This is a genomic window from Curvibacter sp. AEP1-3 (assembly GCF_002163715.1).
In the GTDB taxonomy this organism is placed as follows: Bacteria; Pseudomonadota; Gammaproteobacteria; order Burkholderiales; family Burkholderiaceae_C; genus Allorhodoferax.
The window spans coordinates 3,358,267-3,378,144 of record NZ_CP015698.1 but is presented as its reverse complement, the minus strand read 5'-3'; the positions used below and the strand labels follow the sequence as shown (position 1 = coordinate 3,378,144).

At 61.6% G+C, this 19,878-nt stretch carries 17 protein-coding genes, 1 tRNA gene, 1 other RNA gene and 1 pseudogene; 7 read left to right on the top strand and 13 right to left on the bottom strand.

The genetic code is table 11. The features are described from left to right. Window positions 1-82: 82 nt before the first annotated feature. From AEP_RS15845 to dapF, 4 genes are all read right to left on the bottom strand, one after another. Window positions 83-158: transfer RNA gene (locus AEP_RS15845), tRNA-Gly, on the bottom strand. Window positions 159-248: 90 nt separating this feature from the next. Then, window positions 249-1,214, bottom strand: coding sequence for a tyrosine recombinase XerC (locus AEP_RS15840; RefSeq protein ID WP_087496278.1), 966 nt, complete (start codon window positions 1,212-1,214; stop codon window positions 249-251). A 17-nt stretch (window positions 1,215-1,231) separates the two neighbouring features. Next, window positions 1,232-1,930: a DUF484 family protein gene (locus tag AEP_RS15835; RefSeq protein ID WP_087496277.1), complete on the bottom strand. Its 699-nt coding sequence runs from the start codon at window positions 1,928-1,930 to the stop codon at window positions 1,232-1,234. Between the two features lie 16 nt (window positions 1,931-1,946). Then, on the bottom strand, window positions 1,947-2,816 hold the full coding sequence (gene dapF, locus AEP_RS15830; RefSeq protein WP_087496276.1) for a diaminopimelate epimerase: 870 nt from the start codon (window positions 2,814-2,816) through the stop codon (window positions 1,947-1,949). Between the two features lie 103 nt (window positions 2,817-2,919). Between dapF and AEP_RS15825 the strand changes: the two are divergent. Beyond that, window positions 2,920-3,819 (top strand): annotated as a pseudogene (locus AEP_RS15825) (MBL fold metallo-hydrolase); the annotation flags it as partial. Beyond that, window positions 3,816-4,895 (top strand): RNA pseudouridine synthase, encoded by a 1,080-nt coding sequence (locus AEP_RS15820; RefSeq protein WP_335583053.1) that lies wholly within the window; start codon window positions 3,816-3,818, stop codon window positions 4,893-4,895. The pseudogene AEP_RS15825 and the gene AEP_RS15820, both read left to right, overlap by 4 nt. 7 nt (window positions 4,896-4,902) lie before the next feature. Here the strand turns inward: AEP_RS15820 and AEP_RS15815 are convergent, their stop codons facing one another. Beyond that, entirely contained in the window at window positions 4,903-5,331 is a 429-nt protein-coding gene (locus tag AEP_RS15815) for a CBS domain-containing protein (protein ID WP_087496274.1), read from the bottom strand. A 49-nt stretch (window positions 5,332-5,380) separates the two neighbouring features. Continuing rightward, window positions 5,381-5,725, bottom strand: an RNA gene (gene rnpB / locus AEP_RS15810) — RNase P RNA component class A. 116 nt (window positions 5,726-5,841) lie between these two features. Between rnpB and cysK the strand changes: the two genes are divergently transcribed. Beyond that, entirely contained in the window at window positions 5,842-6,759 is a 918-nt protein-coding gene (cysK, locus tag AEP_RS15805) for a cysteine synthase A (RefSeq protein ID WP_087496273.1), read from the top strand. A gap of 21 nt (window positions 6,760-6,780) precedes the next feature. On the opposite strand, the gene eutC is transcribed toward cysK, so the two are convergent. From eutC to eat, 3 genes are read right to left on the bottom strand one after another with little or no spacing between them, the layout of a single operon-like run. Then, the gene (eutC, locus tag AEP_RS15800; RefSeq protein WP_087496272.1) at window positions 6,781-7,602 is read right to left on the bottom strand and encodes an ethanolamine ammonia-lyase subunit EutC; all 822 of its coding nucleotides are present in this window, start codon (window positions 7,600-7,602) and stop codon (window positions 6,781-6,783) included. Between the two features lie 8 nt (window positions 7,603-7,610). Beyond that, on the bottom strand, window positions 7,611-9,011 hold the full coding sequence (locus AEP_RS15795; RefSeq protein ID WP_087496271.1) for an ethanolamine ammonia-lyase subunit EutB: 1,401 nt from the start codon (window positions 9,009-9,011) through the stop codon (window positions 7,611-7,613). 42 nt (window positions 9,012-9,053) lie between these two features. Next, window positions 9,054-10,451 (bottom strand): ethanolamine permease, encoded by a 1,398-nt coding sequence (gene eat, locus AEP_RS15790; protein WP_087496270.1) that lies wholly within the window; start codon window positions 10,449-10,451, stop codon window positions 9,054-9,056. A gap of 177 nt (window positions 10,452-10,628) precedes the next feature. Here eat and AEP_RS15785 point away from each other — a divergent pair, with 177 nt between their 5' ends. The 3 genes from AEP_RS15785 (at window position 10,629) to AEP_RS15775 (ending at window position 15,175) form a co-directional block, all read left to right on the top strand. Then, the gene (locus AEP_RS15785; protein WP_087496269.1) at window positions 10,629-11,567 is read left to right on the top strand and encodes a helix-turn-helix domain-containing protein; all 939 of its coding nucleotides are present in this window, start codon (window positions 10,629-10,631) and stop codon (window positions 11,565-11,567) included. 45 nt (window positions 11,568-11,612) lie between these two features. Further along, the gene (locus AEP_RS15780) at window positions 11,613-13,442 is read left to right on the top strand and encodes an NAD(P)/FAD-dependent oxidoreductase (protein WP_087496268.1); all 1,830 of its coding nucleotides are present in this window, start codon (window positions 11,613-11,615) and stop codon (window positions 13,440-13,442) included. A 122-nt stretch (window positions 13,443-13,564) separates the two neighbouring features. Further along, complete coding sequence (locus AEP_RS15775; protein WP_087496267.1) at window positions 13,565-15,175, top strand: methyl-accepting chemotaxis protein; 1,611 nt, start codon at window positions 13,565-13,567, stop codon at window positions 15,173-15,175. Between the two features lie 40 nt (window positions 15,176-15,215). Here the strand turns inward: AEP_RS15775 and AEP_RS15770 are convergent, their stop codons facing one another. After that, window positions 15,216-15,845: a LysE family transporter gene (locus AEP_RS15770; RefSeq protein WP_087496266.1), complete on the bottom strand. Its 630-nt coding sequence runs from the start codon at window positions 15,843-15,845 to the stop codon at window positions 15,216-15,218. Between the two features lie 115 nt (window positions 15,846-15,960). Beyond that, window positions 15,961-16,839, bottom strand: coding sequence for a protease HtpX (gene htpX / locus AEP_RS15765; protein ID WP_087496265.1), 879 nt, complete (start codon window positions 16,837-16,839; stop codon window positions 15,961-15,963). 204 nt (window positions 16,840-17,043) lie between these two features. Between htpX and AEP_RS15760 the strand changes: the two genes are divergently transcribed. After that, on the top strand, window positions 17,044-18,054 hold the full coding sequence (locus AEP_RS15760) for a Bug family tripartite tricarboxylate transporter substrate binding protein (RefSeq protein ID WP_087496264.1): 1,011 nt from the start codon (window positions 17,044-17,046) through the stop codon (window positions 18,052-18,054). A gap of 23 nt (window positions 18,055-18,077) precedes the next feature. On the opposite strand, the gene AEP_RS15755 is transcribed toward AEP_RS15760, so the two are convergent. Together AEP_RS15755 and pyrC are read right to left on the bottom strand one after the other, a co-directional pair. Further along, on the bottom strand, window positions 18,078-18,827 hold the full coding sequence (locus AEP_RS15755) for a DUF3025 domain-containing protein (RefSeq protein WP_087496263.1): 750 nt from the start codon (window positions 18,825-18,827) through the stop codon (window positions 18,078-18,080). After that, a complete protein-coding gene (pyrC, locus tag AEP_RS15750; protein WP_087496262.1) occupies window positions 18,812-19,858 on the bottom strand; it encodes a dihydroorotase in 1,047 nt (348 codons plus the stop codon). Before pyrC ends, AEP_RS15755 begins: the two co-directional genes overlap by 16 nt. Window positions 19,859-19,878: the final 20 nt, after the last annotated feature.

Sequence of the window (19,878 nt, the reverse complement as noted above, 5' to 3'; positions counted from 1 at the left end):
TCTTGCTCTTAGACAGACTGGCCCGGAAAACAAAAAAGGCCAGCAAACTGCTGACCTTTTTTGAAACCCTTGAGGGTGAATTTGGAGCGGGAAAAGAGTCTCGAACTCTCGACCTCAACCTTGGCAAGGTTGCGCTCTACCAACTGAGCTATTCCCGCGTTACAAGCCCATGATTATATACCGCGTTTTGGCAACTTTCAAGAAACCCAAAACTTTTTGCGAAAAAGAGGAGGCAGCTCATGCCCCCGTCAGGGCTGACGCTTGAGTTTGGCGCGCGGATGCGCAGCGTCGTAGGCCTTGGCCAGATGCTGAAAGTCCAACCGGGTATAGACCTGCGTGGTGGTGATATTGGCGTGACCCAGCAGCTCCTGTACGCCACGCAAGTCGCCACTGCTTTGCAGCACGTGGCTGGCAAACGAGTGGCGCAGCATGTGCGGGTGCACCGGTACATTCAGGCCCGCCAGTTGGCTGCGCCGCTTGAGCCGCTGCCACACACTTTGCGCGGTGAGGCGCGTGCCATTGCGGCCAGTGAAGAGCGCGGAGGCGGCATCGGCCCCTAATGCGTCCACAGGTGCGGCTGTGGTGGTACCCGAAGGGCCACGCAACACCAACCAACGCTGCAAGGCCTGCATGGCCGTGGCACCCACCGGCACACTGCGGCGCTTAGAACCTTTTCCCAGCACATGGGCCTCTGCGGCCTGCATGTCGATCCAGCCCTTGGCATCTTTGCCGGCTACTACATCCAGCCCCACCAACTCTCCCACGCGCAGGCCGCTGCCATAGAGCAGTTCGACAATGGCGGCATCGCGGGCTTCCAGCCAAGCGTTGTCATCACTTTCGAAATCGGCAAACTGCACCGCGTCATCCACCGCCAGCGCTTTGGGCAATGGTTTGGGCGCCTTGGGCGAGCGCACATCCTGCACCGGGTTGCTGCTCACCAAGCCCTCGCGGCCCAGCCAGGCATAAAAACCGCGCCATCCCGACAGAATGAGTGCGATGCCGCGCCCGCTGCGCCCGGCGCTGTGCATCTGGGCAACCCAGCGGCGGATGTGGTGATTTCTGACGTCTCTCAAGGTAACGCCGGCACGCGTGGCCTGCTCAGACAGCCGCCCCAGATCCAGCGAATACAGCTCCACGGTGCGCGCGGCCAAGCGCTTTTCGACGCGGACGAACTCCAGGTATTTCTCCACCAGTGCCGAGTCGTCCGCAGTCATGGCGGTATGGGAATGGCTTAACGCAGGCGGGACAGCGCAGCGCTGGCGATTTCGCCGATGCGGGCCAGGAAATCCGTGCCCATTCCGCTGTTGAAACGCTGCGCGTCGCCCGAGGCCAGCACCAGCATGCCGAAGGCGGGCGCCTGGCTGCCGGCCATGCCACTGCGCAGGGGAATCAGCGCCAGCGAGCTGACCGTGCCCGGCTCTTCCAGCCAGCTCACGGCTTCGAAGCCGGTATTCAGGCCGCAGAAAGGTTCATTCAAAGAAGTGGCGAATACCTTGGCATCTTCACTGACCTCCTGGGCCGCCGGCAAAGCAGAAAAGCCTTCAGCCACGCCCCAGATACGCAAGCCCACTTGCGGGACGGCGAACTGGTCCTTGATTTCGCGCACGATCTCCTCGGGCAACTCGGCCGGGTTGATGGTGAGGAACAGCGAGCGCGCCCAACGCAGGATCTTGTCGGACAGCATCACGTTCTCGTTGCCGTGGCGGATCATTTCCATGATGCGCTGCTCCAGCAACTTGATCTTCTCGCGCAGCATCTCGGCCTGGCGCTCCTGCAAGCTCACTGCGCGGTGGCTGTGCGGGCTGGTGAACTGCACCGTGGCCAGCAACTCCGCGTGGCGCTGGAAGAAGTCGGGGTTGTTCACCAAATAGTTGGCAATGTCGTCTTCGGTGATGGGATTGCCCAAGGCTTGGTTCAGAGGTGGAGTCATGGTCTGCGGGTTCAGGTTATTCGGGTAAATCAATTTCGCCACGGAAAACCGTGGTGGCGGGGCCGGTCATGAAAACAGAGGCGCCCATACCGTCCCAAGCAATGGTCAGCATGCCGCCACGGGTCTGCACATCCACACGTGCGTCCAGCAGGCCGAGACGGATACCGGCCACCACGGCCGCGCAGGCGCCCGTGCCACAGGCCAGCGTCTCGCCCACACCGCGCTCGTACACACGCAAGCGCACCTGGCTGCGGCTCACCACCTGCAAAAAGCCTACGTTCACACCTTGGGTAAAGCGCGGGTTGGCCTGCACCTGCGGGCCCAGTGTGGCGACCGGTGCAGCATCCACATCAGCCACCAGCGTGACCGCATGGGGGTTACCCATAGATACCGTTGCTACCAAAAGAGGAGCTGCTTGCGCAGATTCCACGGGCGCCAGAGGCCAATTTCCCCATGATCCCATGGCTTGCAGACTCAGGCCACTGTCGTCAAAAGGAATGTCTGCCGGAGTGAATACCGGCCCGCCCATGTCCACCGTCACCCGGCCGTCGGAGGTAAGCAAGGGTTCGATCACGCCCTTCATGGTTTTGACGCGGATGCGGTCTTTGCCGGTCAGGCCCTGGTCGCGCACAAAGCGGGCGAAGCAGCGGGAGCCATTGCCGCACTGCTCTACCTCGTTGCCATCGGCGTTGTGAATCACGTATTCGAAGTCGATGCCCTCGGCGGGCGAGGGGCGCACAGTGAGAATCTGGTCGGCCCCCACGCCGAAGTGGCGATCGCCCAGAAAGCGGTAATGCGCAGGGGTCAAACCCAAGCGACCCTTGGTTTCATCGAGCACTACGAAGTCGTTGCCCGCGCCCTGCATTTTGGTGAACTGGATTCGCATCCGTTCATTATCCCCGTTTGGCTGCACAATCCGCCGCATGGCCAGACCCACCCACCTTCTGCCCGGCGAACTCTCGCCGGCCGCCGCCTCGCTACTTGATGCCTGGCAAACCGACAGACCCGTGCCCCTGATGCGCCATGTGCTGCGCCTCACCGCCCCCAACCCCGGCGTGATGACAGGCCCCGGCACCAACAGCTACCTGGTGGGCGAACCCGCCACGGGCTATACCGTCATTGACCCGGGCCCCGCAGACCCCGACCACCTGCAGCGCCTGTGGCAGGCGGCTGCGTTTGAAGACGGCAGTGGCGGCAACATCCTGCGCATTGTGTGCACCCATTCGCACCCCGACCATTCGCCCGGCGCTGCACCGCTGCAGGCCCTGTGCCAGGGCGGCCCGCCGATTCTGGGCTTGCCCTCAGCGTCCACCGCACGCGCCGCCAGCGAGTTCACTCCGGACCGACCGCTACAAAATAGAGAGCTGCTCGCGCATATGCTGCCTGCGCCAGAGGTCGAAACCGCACTTAAACCTGTGCACACCCTGCAGGTGATTTACACCCCCGGCCATGCCGCCAATCACGTATGCCTGCTGCTGGAAGAAGATGGCCTGCTCTTCAGCGGCGACCACATCTTGAGTGGCAGCACCACGGTCATCGACCCGCCGGACGGCAACATGCGGGACTATCTGGATTCGCTGGACGCACTGGCTACTGCCTGCCGCGACTACCAGGCGCAATACATCCTGCCGGCCCACGGCCATGTGATCGACGGTGCGGGCGATGCCATTGCCAAGCTCAAGGCGCACCGCCTGGCACGCGAAGCCAAAATTGCGGCTGTCATGCAAGCCAACCCCCAAGGCAGCCTGGACGACTGGCTGCCCCTGGCCTACGACGATGTAGACCCGCGCATCTGGCCTGTGGCCAAACGCTCCCTGCTAGCCCATGTAGAACGCATTTACGCACTGGACAATCCAGGCGCGCAACATAACGAAGAAGGCCAAGCATGAGCACATCCGGCGCCAAGCCCCCACGCCCCATACTGACCAAGCCCATCAAACCGACGCGCGCCGCGGCACCGGCGAGAGCACCCGCATCCGCCCCCCAGCCACAGCGTGCAACCGGAGCGGCCCGGACACCCTCGGGACCGCGTGGCCCCTCTGTATTGCGGAGTCCGGAGGCAGCCCATCGTCCAGGCCCCACCACAACAGCTCAGACACCTGCGCCATCCACCAAGAAGCCTCGTTTGCGCAAGCCCCGCAAAGAGCCCGTCGTAGAAGCACCGGCAGCCACTACCGGTGAGCGCCTCTCCAAACGCGTCATGTCCCTCAAAGATTGCTCCCGCAAGGAAGCCGAGCAATATATCGAAGGCGGCTGGGTGCAGGTCAATGGGGTAGTGGTGGAAGAACCCCAGCACCGGGTGGACCTTGAGACCATCACCCTGGACCCCAACGCCAGCCTGATGGAACTCACACCGGTCACCCTGTTGCTGAACAAGCCGGCCGGCCACACCGACGGGCTGGAAGAACTAACTCCGGTGCGCGCCGGTGCCCCGGCACGCACTGGCGCACCGGGACGCAAAGCGCCTCCGGCAAATGCCCGTACGCTACTGACCCCTGCCAACCATTGGGAAGGTGACCCGACTGACACCCGCGTGCTCAAGCGTCACTTCAACCACCTTGAAGCGGATGTAGAGTTGGAAACCGGCGCAACCGGCCTGGTGGTCTTCACCCAGGACTGGCGCACCACCCGCAAGCTCACCGAGGACATGTCCACCATGGAACATGAATTTCTGGTCGAGGTGAAGGGGGAGGTGGAGCTTGATGCGCTCAAGCCTATAGCCTACGCGCTCAAAGACGAGCGCTTGGACCTGCCTCAGGTGAAAGTCAGTGTGAACAGCACCACCCCGGAGTCAAGCCGCCTGCGCTTTGCCATCAAGGGCTCACACCCAGGACTGATTGCCTTCCTGTGCGAAAAAGCCGGGCTGCACATTCTGGGAATGAAACGCATCCGGCTGGGGCGCGTTGCTCTGTCCGACCTGCCGGTCGGGCAATGGCGGTATCTGGCGGGCTGGGAGAAGTTTTGAGAGCGCGTCAGCTCGCGATGTAGCTCTGCAGCTGGCTGATCGTCTGTTCGTGGTCCTTGATGATGTCGTCCATCAAGTCACGGATAGACACCATGCCCAGCACCTTGGAGCCGTCGACTACCGGCAAGTGGCGGATCTTTTTCTGACTCATCAAGGCCATGCACTCCTGGGTACGTGTCTTGGGGCCGACCACCATGACCTGCGAGGTCATGATGTCTTTCACCTTGGTGTCCTTGGAGGATCGGCCGGCCAGTGCGATTTTGCGGGTGTAGTCCCGCTCCGAGAAGATGCCGACCAGCTTGTCGCCCTCCATCACCATGAGCGCGCCGACATTGCAGTCGGCCAGCATTTCGAGCGCCTGGTAGACGCTGTCATCCGGGTTCAGGCTCCAGACAGAGCCCCCGTGTTTCTCCAACAGTTCCAGAATCGGTCGCATAAAGCCTCCGCCAAAAACACTGTGAAGACTCGACCATACAACAAATAAAGTGTGAAGCCCACCGATAAGCCGGATTCTGTGCATGGGGTTTCCCCCACGTGACCACCATTACTCTGGGCCGCCGGTCACCCGGACGGCTCGATGCTACCTACCCGCACACTCCGGGGGCCCCGTCAACGTGTGCCTACTTGGTATTGCTGCGCGTAGAGATTGCCCGTTTCACCCGAACTGAATCGGCTCGTCTCTGCTGCTCTAATCCTCACCTTAGGGCCTTCCACTTGCGTGGCCGACTTGTCGGTGGACAGCCGTTAGCTGCTACGCTGCCCTATGCAGTCCGGACGTTCCTCCAGTGCTCTGTTTCCAGAATTGCACCAGCGGTGGTCTGGCGGGCTTCACCCCCCGATTATCGGTCCTGCCAGAGCAGGAATATCGATATGTGCAAACTGTCGAAGCCGTTTCGTCACTTTGCTTCAGAATATTTAGGTTCAGACCCCATCACGGAGACACACCATGGCATTCGACAACGTCCTGCAAACCATAGGCAACACACCCCACATCCGCATCAACAAGCTGTTCGGCAACAGCCACAAGGTGTATGTGAAAAGCGAGCGCACCAACCCGGGCGGCTCCATCAAGGACCGCATTGCCTTGGCCATGATCGAAGATGCAGAACGCAGCGGCGCGCTGAAACCCGGCGCCACCATCATTGAGCCTACCTCGGGCAACACCGGCGTGGGCCTAGCCCTGGTCGCAGCGGTCAAGGGATACAAACTGATTCTGGTCATGCCCGACAGCATGTCCATTGAGCGCCGCCGCCTCATGTTGGCTTACGGCGCCAGCTTCGACCTGACCCCGCGCGAGAAAGGCATGAAAGGCGCCATCGCCCGCGCCGAAGAACTCAAAGCTCAGACCCCCGGCGCCTGGATTCCACAGCAGTTTGAGAACCCCGCCAACATCGACGTGCACGTGCGCACCACGGCTCTGGAAATCGCCAACGACTTTCCCAATGGCGTGGACTACATCATCACTGGCGTGGGCACCGGCGGGCACCTGAGTGGTGTGGCCCAAGTGCTCAAAGCCAAATGGCCGCAGCTCAAGGTGTTTGCCGTGGAGCCCTCCGCATCCCCCGTGATCAGCGGTGGTGCACCCGCACCCCACCCGATCCAAGGCATTGGTGCTGGCTTCATCCCCAAAAACCTGAAGACGGATCTGCTGGATGGCGTGATTCAGGTCGAAGCCGAAACTGCCCGTGAATACGGCCGCCGCAGCGCACGTGAGGAAGGTTTGCTGGTCGGCATTTCCAGCGGCGCCACTTTGGCCGCGATTGCGCAGAAACTGCCCGAGATCCCCGCAGGCAGCACCGTGTTGGGATTCAACTACGACACCGGTGAGCGCTATCTGTCGGTCGAAGGCTATTTGCCCGCCTGACCTCACGCAAAGGGCTGCGGCTTACTTCAGCAGGAAGTTGCCGTGGCCTGCGTTCAGGGCAGTGGCCGCCGCGGCGGTTTCGTCTTTCAGCTCCACACCGGATAGCTGACGCTGACGGGATTCGTTGAGCAGAAAGTGCAACTTGTAGGCTGCTTCGTCAACCACCAGCCCTGCGGGCCGCACATTGGAAATGCAGTTGCGGCTCGCGTCCGTGAGCCCCACGCGGGGCATCCAGGTCAGATACAGGCCCATGCTGTCTGGTGAACTTAGGCCCGGGCGCTCCCCGATCAGCACCACCACCGCCTTCGCGCCCAATGCCTGCCCGATTTCATCGCCGATGGCGACGCGGGCTTGGCGCACCACACACAGGGGCGCGACTTTCCAATCTTCACCCGACATGCGCTGATGCAAAGCAGCCAAAAACGGTGCCGCGTTTTGCTCAATAGCCAAAGCCGACAGGCCGTCTGCGATCACAAACGCCACGTCGAACCGCCGTTCCTCCAGAGTGCCTTTCGAAGGGGCCAACAAGTCGCGCGAAGCGATGTCCAACCTGCGCCCCAGATCGGGGCGTTGCAGGTAGTGGTTGCGGTCCGTCGCCGCACTGTGCAGTTGAAGCACCGAACCCGGAAGATCGGGCCAAGCAGCACTAAGCTGCGCGGACAAAGCTGGGCCGTCTAGCCCGCGATGCACGGCATCTCGCGCCTGGGCATGGGCCAATTGAAACGCAAGATGCGCGCTCGTGGGCAAGCTCACGCCGGAGCGGCCCAAGGCAATGCGGGCATCGGTGAATTGGCGCAATGCCGCCCATGGGTTGGCGGTGACGGGTGACTGTGGGTCAGACATGCATCACCTCAAGCCAAGGGCAACAAGGCTTGCTCGAACGCCGCGGGCAGTCCCGGCGGCAGCACCAAGTCGGCGCCCTGCCCTTGAAAGATGTTCATGCGCTGCAACCAGGCCTCGAATTCGGGCGCAGGCCGCAAGCCCAGCACCTTGCGCGCATACAGGGCGTCGTGGAACGACGTGGTCTGGTAGTTCAGCATGATGTCGTCCGAGCCCGGAATGCCCATCACGAAGTTGCAGCCCGCCGCCCCCAGCAGGGTGAGTAACACATCCATGTCGTTCTGGTCGGCTTCGGCGTGGTTGGTGTAGCAGACATCGCAGCCCATGGGCAGGCCCAGCAGCTTGGCGCAGAAGTGGTCTTCCAGCCCCGCACGGATGATCTGCTTGCCATCAAACAGGTACTCAGGGCCTATGAAGCCGACCACGGTGTTGACCAGCAGCGGCTTGAAAGCTCGCGCCACCGCGTAGGCTCGGGCCTCGCAGGTTTGTTGGTCCATGCAATGGTGGGCGTTGGCCGAGAGGGCGCTGCCCTGCCCGGTTTCGAAATACATCACGTTGTCGCCCACCGTGCCACGGTTCAGCGAAAGTGCCGCACTCCGCGCCTCGGCCAGCAACGCGAGGTTCAAGCCAAAGCTGCTGTTGGTGGCCTCGGTACCGCCTATGGACTGGAACACCAAATCCACCGGCGCACCGCGCTCAATCGCTTGGATGGTGTTGGTCACATGGGTGAGCACACAACTCTGCGTCGGGATGTCGTAGTGCGCGATGACGTCGCCCATCATGTGCACCAGCTTCATCACCTGGGCCACGTTGTCGGTCGCGGGGTTGATGCCGATCACCGCGTCCCCGCTGCCGTACAGCAAGCCGTCCAGCAGGCTGGCGGCGATGCCGGTGGCGTCATCCGTGGGGTGGTTGGGCTGCAGGCGCGTCGCCATGCGGCCGGGCAGGCCGATGGAATTGCGGAACGCCGTCACCACCCGGCACTTCTTGGCCACCAGAATCAGGTCCTGGTTGCGCATGAGCTTGCTCACGGCGGCGGCCATTTCGGGCGTGATGCCGGGTGCCAGTGCCGTGAGGGCCTCCGTGTTTGCCGCATCACTGAGCAGCCAGTTGCGGAAGTCTCCCACCGTGAGGTGGCTCACCGGTGCAAAGGCGTCTGCACTGTGGGTATCCAGAATCAGTCGGGTAACTTCGTCTGATTCGTAGGGCACCAAGGCCTCGGTCAGAAAGGTGCGCAAGGGCAGTTCTGCCAAGGCCATCTGGGCCGCAGCCCGTTCCTGCGCCGTGTGTGCAGCCACCCCGGCCAGCAAGTCACCTGAGCGCAAGGGCGTGGCCTTGGCCATCAGGTCTTTGAGGTCCCGAAAACCATAGACATGGCTTGCGACGGTGTGCTGGTAAGGGTGGCTTGGCACGTCAGTGAATCAAGAGAGTGGCAGGTAGCAAAGGTGCAGTGATTACTTGGCGATAGGGGCGCTCATGCCTTGGGGCATGGCGTCTGCACGTTGCTGTCCGGTCATCTTAAAGTAGACGTACCCCAGCACCAGGAAGCCCACAAACAAACCGAAGATCAAGGGGTTGTAGTAGATCATGGTGGCCATGCACACCAGCGCGCCGAACAGGGCAAACGCCGGGAAGAAGGGATACAGCGGTGCACGGAAAGGACGTGCCATGCCGGGTTCGGTACTGCGCAGCTTGAACAGGCTGAGCATGCTCAGGATGTACATCAGGATGGCGCCGAACACCGACATGGTGACGATGTTCGCGGTCAGGGACTGGCCGCCAATAGTGATCAAAGAATCACTGTAGATGGCCGCAATGCCGACCACGCCACCAGCCAGGATGGCGCGGTGCGGTGTCTTGAAGCGGGGATGCACTTTGGCAAAGTACGAAGGCAGGAAGGCCTCACGGGACAAAGCGTAGATCTGGCGTGAATAGCCCAGGATGATGCCGTGGAAGGACGCCACCAGACCGAACAGGCCCAACCACACCAGCATGTGCAACCAACCACTGTTTTCACCCACGATGAGCTTCATGGCTTGGGGCAGCGGATCATTGATGTTGGCTAGCTTGGTCCAGTCACCGGCGCCGCCGGCAAACACCATGACGCCCACGGCCAGCACCACCAAGGTCAGGATGCCGGTGATATAGGCAATCGGGATGGAGCGCTTAGGGTCTTTGGCCTCTTCGGCTGCCATGGCCACGCCTTCAATCGCCAGGAAGAACCAGATGGCAAATGGAATGGCGGCAAACATGCCGGGGATCGCAGCCCAGCTGAAGTCGTCCTGTCCGGACCAGCCGCCCTTGGTGAAGTTGGCCATGGAGAAGCCGGGCGACACCACGCCCATGAACACCAGCAATTCAAAGATCGCGATGATGGTGATGAACAACTCGAACGTGGCGGCAATCTGCACGCCGACAATGTTGAGCGTCATGAACACCAGGTAGGCACCCAAAGCTGCGAGTTTGGGGTCCAGCGACGGGAACTGCACGTTCAGGTAGGCACCAATCGCCAAGGCGATCGCGGGCGGTGCAAACACAAACTCCACCAGGGTGGCCGCACCGGCCAAGTAGCCGCCAGTGGGGCCGAAGGCGCGTTTGCTGTAGGCGAAGGGACCGCCAGCATGGGGAATGGCCGTAGTCAGCTCGGTGAAGCTGAAGATGAAGGTGGTGTACATCGCCGCGATAAACAGGGCGGTGACGGTGAAACCCAAAGTACCGGCAGAGGCCCAGCCGAAACTCCAGCCGAAGTATTCGCCGGAAATTACCAGCCCGACTGCGATGCCCCAGAGCTGCAAGGTGCTGAGCACCGGCTTGAGCGCATGAGCGCCCGATGAGGGTTGTGACGTTGACATGTGGTTCCTCCAACATGGATTGAGAAAGTGCACCCATGCGCGCCGGCATGGGGTTTGCTAGCGGTGAATGTAGGCAGTCGGATGGCAAGCCGGTATCAAAAATCGGCAAACCTGCATTGCGCACCTTCACGGTGCGACTGCCTTGGTCTACATTCCGCACACATTCATCGCCCGCCCATGCAGTCGCCGCCATTGCCCACCACCGCCCTCCGGGTCATCGAAGCACGCGATGCGGACGAGCACGCCGCCAACCTCACCAACTGGGAACAGTGCTACGACCAAACCACCCCGGGCACCTTCCACGGCTTGCTGGAGGAAATGCAATTGCCGGACATGCAGGTCTTCAGGGAGAGCACCAGCCAGGGCATGCGGCAGACCTGCTGCGTCTGGCCGGATGCCCTGTGGTTCGGCCTGCCCTACTCAGCCCAGGCTACGCGCATCAACGGCCGCACCGCAACACCTGACAGCGTGCTGGTGCGCCCGGGGCACTGCGAATTCGAGCTCGTCACACCGGCGGACTACACCATCTTTGGGGTGGTGGTACGGCAGGATGCCTTGCGCGATGCCGCACAACGCATGGGCTTTGAACTCGATTGGGAACGCCTGAGCCGTGCCGAAGTGGTGCAGGCCTCACCGGCCGCGCGCCGCCAATGCCTGCACACATTGCACGCACTGTTGGCAGGCGATGTTGCTTCTGCGACGGACCCGCAGCATCTGGCGCTGGACGCTTTGCTGCCATTGCTGGACACCGGCGTGGTGGACAGTGCGGTACGCGACAGCCTGGCGCGCCGCCAGCGCATCGTCGCCAAAGCACGCGACTACCTGCTGGCCCACCACGACCAGACCATCACCGTACCAGACCTGTGCCAGCGCGTGTTCGTGAGCCGCCGTACCCTGCAGTACTGCTTCGAAGACGTACTGGGCATGACGCCCGTGCAATACCTTCGCATCCTGCGGCTCAACGGAGCGCGCAGAGACCTGCTGCGCAAACCGGACAGCGCCGTACGTGACGTGGCGGCCGACTGGAGCTTCTGGCACTTCAGCCAATTCGCCAGCGACTACCGCAAGCTCTTCGGCCACAGCCCCTCCGAGGCCCGGCAGCACGGCCCGCACTGAGTCGGCGCGTAAAATCGCGGCCTTGCTTGATAACCACGAGCCGCCATGATCCGCATCACTGAACTCAAACTCCCCCTGTCTGCCCTGCCCGTTGAAGAGCGCCGCGCTTCCGACGCGCCGTCCGAAACCGAGGCTGATCGCGCGCCTGTTGCCCACCCCGTAAAGGCCCTTCAACGGCTGTGCGCCCAAGCGTTGGGCATTGACGTAACGGCCATAGCGAGCCTGCAGGTCTTCAAACGCAGCTTCGATGCGCGCAAGGTGGATTTGCTGGCGGTCTACATCGTCGACCTCTCGCTGGCGGACGCCTCGCTGGAAGCTGGGTTGTTGGCCCGAAATGCGGGCCATCCGCACATCGGCCCCACCCCTGACATGAGCTACCGTATGGTGGCGCAGGCCCCTGCCGACCTGCAAGAGCGCCCCGTGGTGGTGGGCTTTGGCCCCTGCGGCATGTTTGCAGCGCTGGTGCTGGCGCAAATGGGCTTCAAGCCCATCGTGCTGGAGCGGGGCAAAACGGTGCGCCAGCGCACCAAAGACACCTGGGGCCTGTGGCGCAAAAAGAACCTGAACCCCGAAAGCAATGTGCAGTTCGGTGAAGGCGGTGCCGGCACCTTCTCGGACGGCAAGCTTTACAGCCAGATCAAAGACCCGCGCTTTCTGGGCCGCAAGGTGATGCATGAATTTGTGCAGCACGGCGCACCGTCAGAGATCCTGTACGAGGCACACCCGCACATCGGCACCTTCAAACTCGTGAAGGTGGTGGAAGGCATCCGGGAGCAGATCATCGCGCTGGGCGGCGAAATCCGTTTTGAGCAACGTGTCACGGATGTGTTACTGGGCGAATCGCTATCAAATCAGGAGCTACCCGCGCAATCCATACGGGCGCTGGAGGTTGAAAACCTTGTGGATGGCAGGCGCTACCAGCTGCCGGCAAGCCACGTGGTCATGGCGCTGGGCCACAGTTCGCGCGACACCTTTGCCATGCTCTACGAGCGCGGCGTGGCCATGCATGCCAAACCGTTTTCGGTGGGCTTCCGCATTGAGCACCCGCAAAGCGTAATTGACCGTGCGCGCTGGGGCCGCCATGCAGGGCACCCGCTCTTGGGCGCGGCGGACTACAAACTGGTGCACCACGCAGCCAACGGGCGGGCGGTGTACAGCTTCTGCATGTGCCCGGGCGGCACGGTGGTGGCGGCCACCAGTGAGCCCGGCCGAGTAGTCACCAACGGCATGAGCCAGTACTCCCGCGCCGAGCGCAATGCCAACGCCGGCATGGTGGTGGGCATTGACCCGCCCGACTACCCGGACGACGAGGCCGCCTTTGTGCATGCCTTCGGCGATGAGAAAGGCAAGCGCTATACGGCAGAAGCCACCGCCATGAAAGCCAACGACCCGAAGGCTGCACACCCCATGTCAGGCATTGCACTGCAACGGCAGCTGGAAAGCGGTGCGTACACCTTGGGTGGCGGCACTTATGAAGCGCCCGGCCAGTTGGTGGGTGACTTCATTGCGGCCAAGCCTTCCAGCGAATTCGGCAGTGTCACGCCGTCGTACAAGCCTGGTGTGAAACTGGGTGACCTCGCCCCTTCATTACCCGCCTATGCGATTGAGGCCATGCGAGAAGCTCTGCCGGTGTTCGGCCGCAAGATCAAGGGCTTTGACATGGCAGATGCCGTGCTTACCGGGGTGGAGACACGCACTTCCAGCCCCATCAAGATTCCGCGCGGTGAAGACCTGCAGTGCACCAACGTACGCGGCCTGTACCCGGCAGGCGAAGGCGCTTCGTATGCCGGCGGCATTTTGTCGGCGGGCGTAGACGGCATCAAAGTGGCCGAGGCGTTGGCCTTGGACATGCTGAGCCAAGCGCGCACTCCCTGAGGGCAGCGGCACTTGCGCGGCCACTGTTGCGCGCGCACCCCAATCAGGTTTTTTAAGCTTTTGGGCTTCCCAGTTGTCACGACTGGGCTTAGCATGTGCTTACAAAAAACAGGGAGGGCGCCATGCAAACATTTGGCTCTTGGAAAGTCAGCACCAAGCTGGCCGCAGGCTTCGGCCTGCTCATCGCACTGCTTCTGGCCATCAGTGGCACATCCATTTACCGGATAGGTAACATCAATGACAACGTCAATCACATCGTAGATGAAAGCGCGGTCAAGGTGATACTTGCCTCCCAGCTGCAACTAGGCATCAATGTGCAGGTTCGCAATATGCGGGCTGCCGTAGTGGGGTTGGCGATAGGCAATGCAGAAGAAGCGACTTACACCGTAAGCCGGATCGCCCAAGGCCAGAAGGCTGCGGATGATGCATTTGGAAAGCTAAAGAAAACCATCGTCAGCGCCAAAGAGCAGGAGCTCTTAAAGCCTGTTGAAGAAGCGTTGATTGCCTTCAATGCTGTCAGAGAAGAAGCCGTAAAGCGCATACAGACGGGCAATACGCAAGAGGCTGGTGAGTACTTGGTAAAGAATGTGCGGGGACCACTCAGCAAGCTGACCGCCGCCTCCGATGCCATGCTGGAGGCTCAGTCAGACACGATAGTCTTGGAGGGCCAGCTCGCCAAAGCGCAAGGCGCTGCGGCTATCCAGACTACCTTGTTGTTCTCTGTCTTTGCCGTCATCGCAGCTTTGGGCGTAGCCATAGTGATCACCCGCAGCCTGACCCGTCAACTGGGGGGCGAGCCGGGTGAAGTGGTACGGGTGGCCAACGCGATTGCAGAGGGCGACCTGACCGTGGTGATTCCAGCGCACCAGCAACAAACCGACAGCGTGGTGGCTGCGATGCTGCGCATGAAATACAGCCTCACCCACATGGCGGGACTGGTCCATGAATGCAGCGAGCAGGTGGCTTCTGCGTCAGAGCAGATTGCCTCCGGCACCGCAGACCTGAGTGCGCGGACCGAGGAACAAGCCAGCAACCTCGAAGAAACTGCCGCGTCTACGGAAGAAATTGCCAGCGCCGTCAAGCTCAATGCCGAGCACACGCGAGAAGCCAGCGCCATGGCCAATGAAACTTCCGGTGCGGCGCTGGAAAGCGGGCAGCACGTAGACGCCATGGTGCACACCATGCAGTCCATCGCCCAGTCATCCAAGAAGATCAGCGAGATCATCGGGGTGATTGACGGTATCGCCTTCCAGACCAACATCCTCGCGTTGAACGCGGCGGTGGAGGCCGCGCGTGCAGGTGAACAAGGGCGGGGTTTTGCCGTCGTGGCCTCTGAAGTGCGCAGCCTGGCGCAGCGCAGTGCGGAAGCTGCCAAGGAGATCAAAACGCTGATCGGCGACAGCATCAGCCGGGTGGCCACCGGCGAGCAGCAAGCCCAGTTGGCCGGCGCATCTGTGCAAGGCATCGTGGGCCGGGTGCAACGCGTGAACGAGCTGATGAACCAGGTCTCTGCCGCCACAGCGGAAGAAAACGCAGGCTTCACTCAGATCAGCGAAGCCATCATGCAGCTGGATCAGGTGACTCAGCAAAACTCCGCACTGGTGGAGGAAAGCGCCGCAGCGGCAGATAGCCTCAAACAGCAAGCAGCCCGTCTGAAAGAAGTGGTCAGCATGTTCAGGATTGAACAGAACCGCTTGCCCGGGTCGGGGGCCCCTCTACAGCTGGCCTTTTGAACGGTCTGACCTGCGAAATCCAGCCTTTGCAGGCAGACAGTCAAGTCGTCCGCTTGAACAGCGCCAACAGGGTGCCAGCTGCCACAAACAGGCCGCCGAACACCCGGTTCATGGTGCGCAGGTGCGACTCGGATTTGAGTGCGCGCAGCACTTTGGCGGCCACGGCCGTGTAGCAGCCCATGACCACCAGATCAGTAAAAGCCAAAGTTGCGCCGATGATCATGTATTGAGGCGTGAGGGCTTGTGAGAGGTTCAGGAATTGCGGCACCACCGCCAACAAAAACACCGTGCCCTTGGGGTTCAGCGCATTGATGACCCAAGCTTTGAAAATTTGTGTGCTCACACTCGCCGGCACAGCTTCATCAGCCTTTGCAGCGAGAGGAACAGCAGGTGCACGCCACTGCTGGATACCCAGCCACACCAGATAGGCCACCCCTGCCCACTTGATAACCAGAAACGCCGCGCTACTGGCAGCTACCACGGCACCCAGCCCCACCCCCACCACGAGGATCTGGGTCCAAATGCCCAACACCAAACCGATGGTGGTGATGTAACCGCGCCGGAAGCCGTGATTCAGGCCGGCGCTCATGGCGGCTACCGCGCCGGCGCCGGGCGAGATGCTGATGGCCCAGGAAGCGGCGAAGAAGGCGAGCCAGGTAGAAAGTTCCATAGTGCAGAGGCTGAAACGCAAACCGCGGTTGTAGCACGCCACAAAAAGAGAACCCCTGGCCGCACTCAGCGGCAAGGGGTTCGCTCAAGACACGCAGCGCAGTGCGCTGCAGGGCTTACTGCCCGTTGTTCGCCTGCAGGGCAGCAATGCGCTGCTCAATGGGTGGGTGGGTCGAAAACAACTGACCGATACCACCTGCAATGCCCATGGCCGCCACACTCTTGGGCAACTCACCCGGAGTCATGCCACCCAGGCGGGCCAAGGCGTTCATCATGGGCTGCTTGCGGCCCATCAGCTGGGCGGCGCCTGCGTCCGCACGGAACTCGCGCTGGCGGCTGAACCAGGCCACCACCATGGCAGCGGCAAACCCGAGCACGATGTCGAGCACGATGGTCGTCACGTAATAGCCGATGCCGGGGCCGCTGTTCTGCTCATCGTTCTTCCGCAAGAAGCTGTCCACGGCGTAACCGACTACACGGCTGAGGAACACCACGAAGGTGTTCATCACGCCCTGGATCAGGGTCATGGTGACCATGTCACCGTTGGCAATGTGGGCCACCTCATGGCCGATAACGGCTTCAATTTCTTCGCGGGTCATGCCACGCAGCAAGCCGGTGGACACTGCCACCAAGGCGCTGTTTTTGAAGGCGCCAGTAGCGAACGCATTGGGTTCACCTTCAAAAATGCCGACTTCCGGCATGCCGATGCCGGCCTTGTCCGCAAACTTGCGCACGGTGTCCACAATCCAGGCCTCGTCGGCGTTCTGGGGCTGTTCGATGATCTGCACGCCCGATGTCCACTTGGCCATGGGCTTGCTGATCAGCAACGAAAAAATGGCGCCGCCAAAGCCCATGATGAGCGCAAAGCCCAGCAAGGCACCCAGGTTCAGGCCGTTGGAAGTCAAGAACTTGTTGACACCGAGCAGGCTGGCCACGACGCCCAGCACCGCCACCACCAACACGTTGGTCAATACAAACAAAAGAATGCGTTTCATAGTTGTCTCAGGAAAGAGCACCCGCTCCGGGCGAATTAAGCCGAATGGTAGGGGCGCGAGGGCTGAATTCAAGCACTCAGGCGCTTGAACCCATGAAGTTTATGGCCTTTCCGCTGCCACAACTTGTTACAAGTGAGGCCCGTGGCCTCCCCTGCTTTGGCTGGGAAAATGCCCGATTCAAAGTGAAATCCCATGAGGCCCTTGATGAAAAAAATGGATCGCCGCCAGCTTCTCACCTGCATCGCCGCAGGCACCTTAGCCGGGATGACCGCGCCGAGCTGGGGACAAGCAGCCAAAGCACCGGCCTCAAAACCCAAAGCAGCCGCCAAACTCGCATCCAAATTGCGAATCGTGATCCCGGCGAACGCCGGAGGCGGTTGGGACCAGACGGGCCGAGCCCTGGGTACGGCCATGATTTCCGCCGGAGTTGTGGATGAAATCGACTATGAAAACAAAGGCGGCAAAGGCGGCACCATCGGTCTGGCCTACTACGCCGAGAAATATGCGGCCGACTCGAACACGCTCATCATGGGCGGTACCGTGATGGTCGGTGCCGTGGCGCTGCAAAAACCTGCGATTGATATGGGAACGCTGGCGCCCCTGGCACGGCTCACGAGTGACTACTTGGTCATGGTGGTGGCGGCCAACTCGCCCATCAAGAATGCGTCCGACCTCTCGGCCGCCATGAAGGCCAATCTGAAGGCGGTCACGGTGGCAGGCGGGTCCGCGGGTGGTGTGGATCACATCTTCTCCGGGGTGTTTGCCCGCGCGACCGGCGCGAACCCCGACGATTTGACATATTTGCCTTTTGCGGGTGGAGCGGAAGTAGTGTCTGCTGTACTGTCCGGCAAAGCGATGGTAGGGATCTCTGGCTACAGCGAATTCAGCTCGCAGCTCGCCGGCGGGCAGCTCAGGGCCATCGGGGTGTCATCACGAAAAGCCTCTTTCGGTATTCCGTCCATTCGCGACCAGGGCATGCAAGTAGACATGGCCAACTGGCGCGGCGTATTCACCGGGAAGTCGGTCCCGGCAGAGCGCCAAGCCGCGATGGTGGAGGCGGTACGGCAGGCCACTTTGCATGAGAGCTGGAAATCCGTGCTCAAACAAAACCACTGGGATGCCTCCTGGCTGACAGGCAAAGACTTCAATGAGCAAATTGACTTTGACCAGACCACGGCACGGGTCATGGTGCACTTGCTCAAGCTCAAGGCCTGACAACGCGTGATAGCAGTGAGGTGCTAACCAGCCGCTGACCGGGGTGCACGGAATACGCTGGCGTCTGCGTAGAAGTCAGCCGACTCATTCTCCGGCCACCAGCCGGGTACACCGAGCACCGGCAAGTGGGCAAAGGGCTTGGCTGCCAGCATGGGGGCACTCAGCGTGGCTGCCAGCCAAGCATCCATATCCGCTATCGAATTCGTAGCTGCCCGCGCACGGAATACGTGCGCTGTGATGGGTTTTCGTGGGTAAACCAGTTTTTCCAGCAGTGCATGACCGAACAGCACCAGTGTGGCGTGGGCCCACATCGGGCGCAGCGGGCCGAACAGCGTCTGCCAATCTTTGGCTGCCAAAGCGTCCCACAAAGCATCCGGCGCCATGAGGAGCGCGGCGTTTTCGTCAAAGACCGTCAACGCATCGCGGGCGGGGCCGCGCACCGGCTGGATGCCGGTTTGCGCAATTTGCTGGGCCTGCAAGAGATTGAGCTTCTTCTTGGCCTGTGGGAACTGCATCCAGCACAGACCATTGAAAAAATCGTGCAAACCGTCACGGGTCGGGACGCACCCCGTGTCGTAGATGTGCTGCTCGTAAGCGCTGCCCGCTGGCAACTCGCTTTGGGGGATGAAGCGCACCGGAGCCATGCCGGGCGCATTGAGCGCCTGCGCCACCGTCAGGCCAGCTTCAACCTGCAGAGCCAAGCCCTCCCCCGCATCGCGCCACGGGTCAAGCCACGGCGCGGACCAGTTAATCGCTTCTAGACCAAACGCCACTGCAGTGCTTCGCCCGCGGCCAGGGGTTTGAGCGTGGTTTCGCCGAAGGCGTAGCTCTCGGGTGGGGTCCAGCTTTCGCGCATCAAGGTGATGGTGCCCCGGTTGCGTGGCAAACCATAGAAGTCCGCACCGTGGAAACTGGCAAAGCCCTCCAGCTTGTCGAGGGCACCTGCAGCGTCAAATGCCTGGGCGTACAGCTCCATGGCAGCGTGGGCGGTGTAGCAGCCAGCGCAGCCCGAGGCATGCTCCTTGAGGTGGGCGGGGTGTGGCGCGCTGTCGGTACCCAGGAAGAACTTGGGGGAGCCGCCGGTCGCTGCTTGCACCAGGGCCTTGCGGTGCGTCTCACGCTTCAAAACCGGCAGGCAGTAGTAGTGGGGCCGGATGCCGCCGGTGAAGATGGCATTACGGTTGTAGAGCAGGTGGTGGGCAGTGATGCTCGCAGCAGTAAAGCGGTCTGCAGCGGCCACGTACTGAGCAGCTTCCAGCGTGGTGATGTGCTCGAACACGATCTTCAGCTCGGGGAAATCCCGGCGCAAGGGAATGAGCTGGGTGTCGATGAACACCGCTTCACGGTCAAACAAATCAATGTCGCTGCTAGTGACCTCGCCATGCACCAACAAGAGCAAGCCGGCTTTCTGCATGGCTTCCAGCGTCTTATATGTCTTGCGGATGTCAGTGACGCCGGCATCGCTGTTGGTGGTCGCCCCTGCGGGGTAGAGCTTCGCGGCCACTACACCGGCGTCCTTGGCACGCGCAATTTCATCAGCGGGCAGGTTGTCGGTGAGGTAGAGCGTCATCAAAGGCTCAAACTCCACACCCGCCGGTACCGCGGCCTGAATGCGGGCCTTGTAAGCCAACGCCTGCTCGGCGGTGGTCACCGGCGGCTTGAGGTTGGGCATGATGATGGCGCGGCCGAACTGGGCTGCGGTGTGCGGCACCACGGTATTGAGGGCAGCGCCGTCGCGCACGTGCAAGTGCCAGTCGTCCGGGCGGGTGATGGTCAGTGTCTGGGGGGTGGCTGTGGAAGTCATGGCCCCTATTGTCCCAAAAC

Excerpts from the sequence above, each read along its gene's own strand:
- AEP_RS15840 (WP_087496278.1), bottom strand. The coding sequence starts at position 1,214 with ATGACTGCGGACGACTCGGCACTGGTGGAGAAATACCTGGAGTTCGTC.
- AEP_RS15835 (WP_087496277.1), bottom strand. The coding sequence starts at position 1,930 with ATGACTCCACCTCTGAACCAAGCCTTGGGCAATCCCATCACCGAAGAC.
- dapF (WP_087496276.1), bottom strand. The coding sequence starts at position 2,816 with ATGCGAATCCAGTTCACCAAAATGCAGGGCGCGGGCAACGACTTCGTA.
- AEP_RS15820 (WP_335583053.1), top strand. The coding sequence starts at position 3,816 with ATGAGCACATCCGGCGCCAAGCCCCCACGCCCCATACTGACCAAGCCC.
- AEP_RS15815 (WP_087496274.1), bottom strand. The coding sequence starts at position 5,331 with ATGCGACCGATTCTGGAACTGTTGGAGAAACACGGGGGCTCTGTCTGG.
- cysK (WP_087496273.1), top strand. The coding sequence starts at position 5,842 with ATGGCATTCGACAACGTCCTGCAAACCATAGGCAACACACCCCACATC.
- eutC (WP_087496272.1), bottom strand. The coding sequence starts at position 7,602 with ATGTCTGACCCACAGTCACCCGTCACCGCCAACCCATGGGCGGCATTG.
- eat (WP_087496270.1), bottom strand. The coding sequence starts at position 10,451 with ATGTCAACGTCACAACCCTCATCGGGCGCTCATGCGCTCAAGCCGGTG.
- AEP_RS15785 (WP_087496269.1), top strand. The coding sequence starts at position 10,629 with ATGCAGTCGCCGCCATTGCCCACCACCGCCCTCCGGGTCATCGAAGCA.
- AEP_RS15780 (WP_087496268.1), top strand. The coding sequence starts at position 11,613 with ATGATCCGCATCACTGAACTCAAACTCCCCCTGTCTGCCCTGCCCGTT.
- AEP_RS15775 (WP_087496267.1), top strand. The coding sequence starts at position 13,565 with ATGCAAACATTTGGCTCTTGGAAAGTCAGCACCAAGCTGGCCGCAGGC.
- AEP_RS15770 (WP_087496266.1), bottom strand. The coding sequence starts at position 15,845 with ATGGAACTTTCTACCTGGCTCGCCTTCTTCGCCGCTTCCTGGGCCATC.
- htpX (WP_087496265.1), bottom strand. The coding sequence starts at position 16,839 with ATGAAACGCATTCTTTTGTTTGTATTGACCAACGTGTTGGTGGTGGCG.
- AEP_RS15760 (WP_087496264.1), top strand. The coding sequence starts at position 17,044 with ATGAAAAAAATGGATCGCCGCCAGCTTCTCACCTGCATCGCCGCAGGC.
- pyrC (WP_087496262.1), bottom strand. The coding sequence starts at position 19,858 with ATGACTTCCACAGCCACCCCCCAGACACTGACCATCACCCGCCCGGAC.